Origin of the sequence: Actinosynnema sp. NPDC023658, from assembly GCF_040639995.1 — a bacterium.
Classification (GTDB): Bacteria; Actinomycetota; Actinomycetes; order Mycobacteriales; family Pseudonocardiaceae; genus Actinosynnema.
In genome coordinates this window covers 1-8,358 of sequence record NZ_JBFAAX010000246.1, presented here as the reverse complement: position 1 = coordinate 8,358, position 8,358 = coordinate 1, and the positions used below count along the sequence as shown (strand labels likewise).

Genomic DNA, 8,358 nt, shown 5'->3' with positions numbered 1-8,358 from the left:
CACACCACCGCCCAGTCCGCGGCGCTGGCGCGGCGCGGCGTGCCGCCCACACCCCGGCCGATCCACGCCCGGCCGCACCAGGTGCCGCACCCCCCCGCCACCGCGCCGACCGACGTGGACGCGTTGCGCGCGCTGCCGCAGCCCGGCGGCGTCACGCTCGGCCAGGTCTCCGACGTGGCCGTGGTGGACGGTCCGGTGCAGGTGCGGCGCACCGACGGCGCGCGCAGCGCCACCGAGACGGCCAAGGCCACCGGCTCCGACCTGGGCGCGCTGACCGCCGACCTCACGTCGCGGCTGGACGCGCTCGACCTGCCCAACGGGGCCTCGCACAGCATCGGCGGCGTCAGCGCCGACCAGGCCGAGACGTTCGGGGACCTGGGCCTGGCCATGCTGGCGGCCATCGCGATCGTGTTCCTGATCATGGTGGCGACGTTCCGCAGCCTGGTGCAGCCGCTGATCCTGCTGGTGTCCATCCCGTTCGCGGCCACCGGCGCCATCGGCCTGCTGCTGGTCACCGGCACCCCGCTCGGCCTGCCCGCGCTGATCGGCATGCTCATGCTCGTCGGGATCGTGGTGACCAACGCGATCGTGCTGATCGACCTGGTCAACCAGTACCGGCGGGACGGCATGCCGGTGCGCGAAGCCGTGGTGGAGGGCGGACGGCGCCGGCTGCGGCCCATCCTGATGACCGCCGCCGCCACGATCTTCGCGCTGCTCCCGATGGCGCTGGGCATCACCGGCGAGGGCGCGTTCATCGGCAAGCCGCTGGCGATCGTCGTGATCGGCGGCCTGATCAGCTCGACCCTGCTCACCCTGGTGCTGGTGCCGACCCTGTACTCGATGGTCGAGGGCCGCAAGGAGCGCCGCCTGGCGCGCAAGGCCGAACGCCCCAGCGAGGACCGCGAACCGGTCACCGTCTGACCCGTCCGGAACAGGGGCCCCGTCGCTTCGGCGGCGGGGCCCCGTCGTGCGCGGGGTCAGCCGACGCCGAGCGCGGGGCAACCGGTGACCGGGTCCCGCTCCTGGCCGCGGCGGTAGAGGAACCCGGTCATCAGCTCGCACTCCGGGATGCCCTGCACGTCGTGGATGTCCGCGAGCTTCAGCACCGCGAGGTTGCGGTCGTTGGCGATCCGGCCCTGCTTGAAGTTGATCAGTCCCGTGGCGCCCTGGAAGTCCATCTCGCGGAACCTCTGGGCGACCGCCGCCCGGTGCGGTGCCGGTCCGCCCTGCGGCCGGAGCTCCTGCACCGCGGCGGCGAAGAGACCTGCCGTGTCGTAGAGGCCGCCGACCCGTTCACCCGGCCACGGCGCGACCGGGCGTTCGACCGCCGGGAGCACCGCCGAGATCTCGTCCCGCAGGGCGTGGTACCCGGCGCAGAACGAGTCGAGCGCCGACGACCCACCCACCACCGTGCCGGACCTGCCCTCGACGCAGGAGCGACCGGCGAGCACCACCAGCCCGCCCATGCCGACGTAGAAGAGCGGGACGCCGTTGAACTCGTCGCGGTTGCGGCCCGGCGTGTGGGCGACGAACCGCGACACCGCGTCGGAGGCGACGACCCGCGGCAGCTTGTCCAGGCCGGCGCAGTTGTTGCGCAGCGCCTGGAGGAAACCGCCGAACTCGTCCTCCCGGCCCGCGTGGAAGGCGATCTCCAGGTGGCGGTCCTCCTGGTCGATGCACGCCTTCGACAGCTCCGCCGCCGACTCCTGCCAGTCCTTGTCCACCACCTCGATCGGCCCGCCCCCCAGACGCGCCCGCATGACCTCCACCAGCGAGTCGACGTAGGCGTCCGGCCCGCTCCCGGCCCGGTGGAAGATCGTCACCTTCGTGGCCTGGACGTCCGCCGCGTAGTCCGCGATCAGGTTGGCCTGCACGGTGTTGTCCGGCACCAGCTGGAAGTACAGCGGCGAGGTCCCGTCCAGGCCGACCCTGGTCAGGGTGGTGCCCACGGCGGTGACCCCGTGGTCGCCCAGCTCGGTGATCGCCGCCGCGGTCTGCGTGACGCTGCGGTCGAACCCGACCACGCCCAGGATGCCCGGATCGGCCTCGATCAGCGGGACCAGCAGGTCGCGCGCCACGGCGTGCGCGACGGCCATCTTGTTGCCGCCGTTGGCGATGACGATGCGCAGCAGCGGCCCGCTCCTCAGGCCCTGGGTGTTGAGCTGGCGCTGCCGGATGAGCAGGCCCTCCAGCTCCTCGGCGACGGAGTGCTCGGAGGCCGGGAAGCTCTGGTTGAAGGTCAACCCGGCGAAGTAGACCAGGCTGAAGTAGGGCCGGTCCGGTGACTGCTCGTGCAGGTCCGCCGCGACCTCGTTCTGCGCGAAGACGTTCTCCTGGGCCAACCGCAGCCGCTCGTTGCGACCGAACACCTGCCCGGCGTTGTCGCTGTAGCCGACGCACTGGTCGGTGCCGTCGACCGTGACCACCTCCGTGGCGATGTTCCCGGTCACCGCGCCGAAGAACGCGCAGTCGGCCCACCAGTGCGTCCACAGCGCCTTGGCCGGCACTGCCGCCGCGGCCAGCACCACCAGCACCACCAGCATCTCGCCGACCCCGCGCCGGGCCGGCCACACGGCGCGGCGCGGACCCTCGCGCTCCTCGATCTCCCAGGCGTGCCGGTCGCGACCGGACAGGTGCACCCCGTCCGGCACCGCGGCGGGAAGGCTGACGAACAGGTACCGGGCGTCCGGCGCGAGCAGCTGGCGGCGGCGCGGCAACCTGCCCTTCCACGCGCTGAACGCCTCCTCCGCCACGTTCGGCGTCATCGGCGTGCTGGGCGCGGCCAGGTCGTCCGGCTGCTCGCCGCCCGCCGTGATGAACAGCAGCGGGTCCAGCTCGCCGGTCTCGTTGCGCACCTCGTTGACCAACCGCAGCAACTCCCACCCGGCCGGGTCGACGTCGTCCAGCAGCACGGGCACGTACGTGGTCCGCCGGTGCGCCTTGCGGTGGGGGACGAACCCGGCCCTGGTCCGCCGGTAGGCCGTGCGCAGGTCCTCCAGGAACGCGTGCACGAGCAGCTTGTGGAACTGGTCCAGGTTCTCCGACTCCCGGCGGTCCTTGGTGAGCCGCTCGGCGAAGTCGAAGAAGTCCTGCGAGTGCCGGGGCACCATGTACGGCTGGCGCATGAACCACCGCCGCTCCCGACCGAGCCCCGGAACCCGGTCACGCCTCCAGTAGAGGCCGATGAACCGACCGGCGAACTTGGTCAAGGCCATGAGGAACTGGGCGCGTTCCCCCGCCTTGTCGGCCAACTCGCCCACCTGACCGGACATGCGGTGCCTGCCCCAAGCGCGCAACACCGCTTCGACCGGGCGCTCGTACTTCACCTGTTTCGGGGTGAGTTCCACACCGCTGAGGTGGTCGGCCAGTTCGTAGTGGTCGAATTGCTTGAACGAATTCCGGCCGAATTGCCCGCTGCGCAACTTCCCGTGCAGGGCGTGGAGCAGCGGCAGCGCGGCCTTCGGGTGCTTCGCCGCATCCGCCGGGGTGACCAGGACGTGCGGCACCTTCGGCAGCTTGGCCGCGAACGCGCGGTCCAGCCGGGCCAGGAACCCGTCCGCGCCGGGCTCGCGGATCAGGCACACCAGCGGCAGCGGCAGGTCACCCCGTTTTTCGAGGTCCTATCGCGTTCCCATAATCGAGGCCTGCGCACCAGCATTCGCACCAGCGTCAGGAGCGCGTCCACACCGGGAAACACAGGATCGGGCACATTTCCCCCTCTGCGGTGCGCGGGTGACGCGCGTAGCTGACATCACGCACACACCCGCACGCGTTACACACCGCAGAACTGCGGAGGGAGGAAATCCGCCTGCCCGGTGATCGCGCAATCGACCGCCGGGCAGGCGGATCGTCGTCGGTCCGCCCTACGCGCCCGGCTCGTAGGCCAGGTTCGGGCGCAGCCAGCGCTCCACCTCGTCCACCGGCATCCCGCGCCGCGCCGCGTAGTCCTCGACCTGGTCACGCCCGATCCGGCCCACGGTGAAGTAGCGGGCCTCCGGGTGGGCGAAGATCACGCCGCTGACGCTCGCCGCCGGGGTCATGGCGAACGAGTCGGTCAACGCCATGCCCACCCGCTCGGCCTCCAGCATCGCGAACAGGTCGCGCTTCTCGCTGTGGTCCGGGCTCGCCGGGTAGCCGAACGCGGGCCGGATGCCCCGGAACCGCTCGGCGTGCAGGTCCTCCAGCACCGGCTCGGCGTCCGGCTCGAACCAGTCCTTGCGCGCCCGCAGGTGGACGTACTCGGCGAACGCCTCGGCCAACCGGTCCGCCAACGCCTTCACCATGATCGACTTGTAGTCGTCCTGCTCGCGCTCGTACCGGCCCGACAGCTCCTCGGCGCCGTGGATGGCCACCGCGAACCCGCCCAGGTGGTCGCCCGCCGGCGCCACGTAGTCGGCCAGGCACCGGTTCGGCCTGCTCTGCGGCTTCACGGTCTGCTGGCGCAGCATCGGCAACCGGTGCCCGTCCGCCACGATGTCGTCACCCTCGGAGTGGGCGGGCCAGAACCCGTACACGCCCTCGGCCCGCAGCGAACCGTCCGCGACGATCTGGTCCAGCATCGCGTTCGCGTCGTCGAACAGCTCCTGGGCCGCCGGGTTCGTCTCCAGGATCCTCGGGTACTTGCCCTTGAGCTCCCAGGCCAGGAAGAAGAACGTCCAGTCGATCATCCCGCGCAGCTCGGTCAACGACGGCTCCACGACCCGCAGGCCGGTGAACGCGGGCGTCGGCAGCTCCTCGAACGACACCACCTCGGCGTTCGCCCGCGCCTGCTCGACCGTCAGCAACGGCGTGCTGTGCCGGTTCTCGTGCTCCTCGCGCAACCGCTGCTGCTCGACCCGGGTCGCCACGGCCAGCTCCTCGGCGCGGTCGGTGTCCAGCAGCGCCGACACCACCCCCGCCACCCGGGACGCGTCCAGCACGTGCACCGTCGTCTGGTCGTACGCGGGCGCGATCCGCACCGCCGTGTGCTGCCGGGACGTCGTCGCGCCACCGATCAGCAGCGGCAGCTTCATGCCCCGCCGCTGCATCTCCGCCGCCACCGACACCATCTCGTCCAGCGACGGCGTGATCAGCCCGGACAGGCCCACCGCGTCCGCGCCCTCCGCGATCGCGGTGTCCAGGATCTTCGCCGCCGGCACCATCACGCCCAGGTCGACCACGTCGTAGTTGTTGCAGCCCAGCACGACGCCGACGATGTTCTTGCCGATGTCGTGCACGTCGCCCTTCACCGTGGCCAGCACGACCTTGCCGTTGCCGCGGGTGGACCCGGAGGCCTCCTTCTCGGCGTCCATGTACGGCTCCAGGTGCGCGACCGCGCGCTTCATCACCCGCGCGCTCTTCACCACCTGGGGCAGGAACATCTTGCCCGAGCCGAACAGGTCACCGACGACCTTCATGCCGTCCATCAGCGGACCCTCGATCACGTCCAGCGGGCGCTTGGCCTCCAGCCGGGCCTCTTCGGTGTCCTCGATGATGAAGTCCACGATGCCGTGCACCAGCGCGTGCTCCAGCCGCTTGGCCACCGGGCCCTCGCGCCACGCCAGGTCGATCACCCGCTTGGTGCCGGAGCTCGCCACCGTCTCCGCGAACGACACCAGCCGGTCCGTCGCGTCCGGCCGGCGGTCGAACAGCACGTCCTCGACCAGCTCCAGCAGGTCCTTCGGGATGTCCTCGTAGACCGCGAGCTGACCGGCGTTGACGATGCCCATGTCCAGGCCCGCCCGCACACCGTGGTACAGGAACGCCGAGTGCATCGCCTCGCGCACGGTGTCGTTGCCGCGGAACGAGAACGACAGGTTCGAGATGCCACCGCTGATCCGCACGCCCGGACAGCGCTGCTTGATCAGCGGGATCGCGTCCAGGAACGCCTTCGCGTACCCGTTGTGCTCCGCGATGCCGGTCGCGACCGCCAGCACGTTCGGGTCGAAGATGATGTCCTCGGCCGGGAAACCGGCCTCCCGCGTCAACAGGTCGTAGGCCCGGCCGCAGATCTCGACCTTGCGCTCCGCCGTGTCGGCCTGGCCCTTCTCGTCGAACGCCATCACCACCACGCCCGCGCCGAAGTCCCGGACGCGGCGGGCCTGGGCGAGGAACTGCTCCTCACCCTCCTTGAGGCTGATCGAGTTGACCACGCCCTTGCCCTGCACGCACTTCAGCCCGGCCTCCAGCACGCTCCACCGCGAGCTGTCGACCATGATCGGGACCCGGGCGATCTCCGGCTCGGTGGCGATCAGGTTGAGGAACGTGGTCATCGCCCGCTCGCTGTCGAGCAGGTCGGCGTCCATGTTCACGTCCAGCAGGTTCGCGCCGCCGCGCACCTGCTCCAGCGCGACGTCCACCGCCGCCTGGTAGTTGTCCGACTCGATCAACCGGCGGAACTTCGCCGAACCGGTCACGTTGGTGCGCTCACCGATCATCACGAACCCGGTGTCCGCGCCGATCTCGAACGGCTCCAGGCCGCTGAACCGCGTCCGGTCCGGCACCTGCGCCACCGGGCGCGGCTTCATGTCCTTGACCGCCGCCGCGATCCGCGCGATGTGGTCGGGCGTCGTGCCGCAGCAGCCGCCGACGATGTTGACCACGCCCTCCTCCGCGAACCCGTGCAGCAGCGACGCGGTCTCGTCGGGGGTCTCGTCGTAGCCGCCGAACGCGTTGGGCAGGCCGGCGTTGGGGTGGCTCGCGGTGTAGGTGCCCGCGATCCGGGCCAGCTCGGTGACGTGCGGGCGCATCTCGGCCGCGCCCAGCGAGCAGTTCACGCCCACCACCAGCGGGTCCGCGTGCGCGACGGAGTTCCAGAACGCCTCGACGGTCTGCCCCGACAGCGTCCGCCCGCTCAGGTCCACGATCGTGACCGAGATCCACAGCGGCAGGTGGGGCGCGACCTCGCGGGCCGCGGCGACGGCGGCCTTGGCGTTCAGCGTGTCGAAGATCGTCTCGATGAGCAGCAGGTCGACGCCGCCCTCCGCGAGCGCGCTGATCTGCTCCGCGTAGGCGTCCTTGACCCGGTCGAACGACACCGTCCGGTACGCCGGGTCCTCGACCCGCGGCGACAGCGACAGGGTGACGTTGAGCGGGCCGACCGAGCCCGCGACGAACCGGCCGCCCGCCTCGTCGGCCGCCTGGCGGGCGATCTGCGCGCCGCGCACGTTCATGTCGCGGACCAGCTTCTCCAGGCCGTAGTCGGCCTGCGCGATGCTCGTCGCGGTGAACGTGTTGGTGGTGGTGATGTCCGCGCCCGCGGCCAGGTAGCGCCGGTGGACGTCCAGGATCAGGTCCGGGCGTGTGAGGTTCAGCAGGTCCGGGTCGCCGGTGACGTCGTGCGTGTGGTCGCCGAGCAGGTCGCCGCGGTAGTCGGCCGGGGTGAGCCCGGCGGCTTGGAGCATGGTGCCCCAGGCGCCGTCCAACACCGCGACCCGCTGGTCCAGCAGCTCTCGCAGGGCATTTTCCGACACGCAGCCTCCCAGGGTTGGGAGGCGCCCTTCAGGTTCCGAGCCCCGACCGAGCGTGGCGGGCTGGACACCCGTTGCAGCGCCTCTCGGTTCGGGAGGTCAATGCTAGCGAAAGCCGCGACCGTGGGCGGATCCGCCCACGGGATGAGACGCGCCTCGGGAGTGTCAGCGGACCACGAGAACCTCCAGGGTGCGCGGCCCGTGCACGCCCTCGACCCGTTCGAGCTCGATGTCGCTGGTCGCGGAGGGTCCGCTGATCCAGGTCTGGGTGCGGACCCCGGCCAGCGCCGCGATGGCGTCCGGCACGCCGGCCACCACCTGGTCGGCTCGGACGACGACGAGGTGGTAGTCCGGCACGAGCGTGAGGGCGCGGGGCCCCTGGTCGGCGGCGTCGTGGTCGAGCACGATCGTGCCGGTCTCGGCCACGGCCACGTGACAGGCCGTGACCACCGCGTCGGCCCGTTCGAGGACCTCCAACCCGAGGCCGCCCGCGCCCTCCGCCGCGCCGACGGCGATGACTTCGTGAGGGTCCCCGCCAAGGGGAACCCTTGATTCAATTCTACCGGCGGGGACCGACAATTCCGGGGGTTCCGGCGTTGGCCGATGTGTTTCCGCTGGTTGGTGAGCTGCCGGTGGACGTGCCGGCTGGTGCGCTGCTGACTGGGGTGCTGCCGGCTGGGGCGCTGGGGACTGGTGCGCGGGGGACTGGTCGGTCGGTTGGTGTGCCGGCTGGTCCGACTGAGTGTCCACCCGGTCGGCCCATGACCGCGTCCACTCCGGCGGGATGCCGGGGGCCGTCACGACGCGGCGCGCGCCCCGTTCCCGGAGGGCCTCGGTGATCGCCTCCGGCACCCGGTCGGCGGCCACGACGCGGACCCGCGCCCGGTAGTCGCGCAGTCGTTCGGCGAAC

Annotated in this window: 3 protein-coding genes and 1 pseudogene; 1 reads left to right on the top strand and 3 read right to left on the bottom strand. The window is 71.5% G+C overall.

Annotated features, from left to right (window positions below; all coding sequences use genetic code 11):
* Nucleotides 1-921 (top strand): efflux RND transporter permease subunit (locus tag AB0G02_RS22400; RefSeq protein WP_360797412.1); only part of this gene is annotated, 921 nt, incomplete at its 5' end.
* 56 nt (nt 922-977) lie between these two features.
* Here the strand turns inward: AB0G02_RS22400 and AB0G02_RS22395 are convergent.
* From AB0G02_RS22395 to AB0G02_RS22385, 3 genes and pseudogenes are all read right to left on the bottom strand, one after another.
* A complete protein-coding gene (locus AB0G02_RS22395) occupies nt 978-3,584 on the bottom strand; it encodes an ABC transporter substrate-binding protein (protein WP_360797411.1) in 2,607 nt (868 codons plus the stop codon).
* A 279-nt stretch (nt 3,585-3,863) separates the two neighbouring features.
* The gene (gene metH, locus AB0G02_RS22390) at nt 3,864-7,451 is read right to left on the bottom strand and encodes a methionine synthase (protein ID WP_360797410.1); all 3,588 of its coding nucleotides are present in this window, start codon (nt 7,449-7,451) and stop codon (nt 3,864-3,866) included.
* 162 nt (nt 7,452-7,613) lie between these two features.
* Nucleotides 7,614-7,916: pseudogene (locus tag AB0G02_RS22385) on the bottom strand (LUD domain-containing protein); the annotation flags it as partial.
* Between the last annotated feature and the right edge of the window lie 442 nt (nt 7,917-8,358).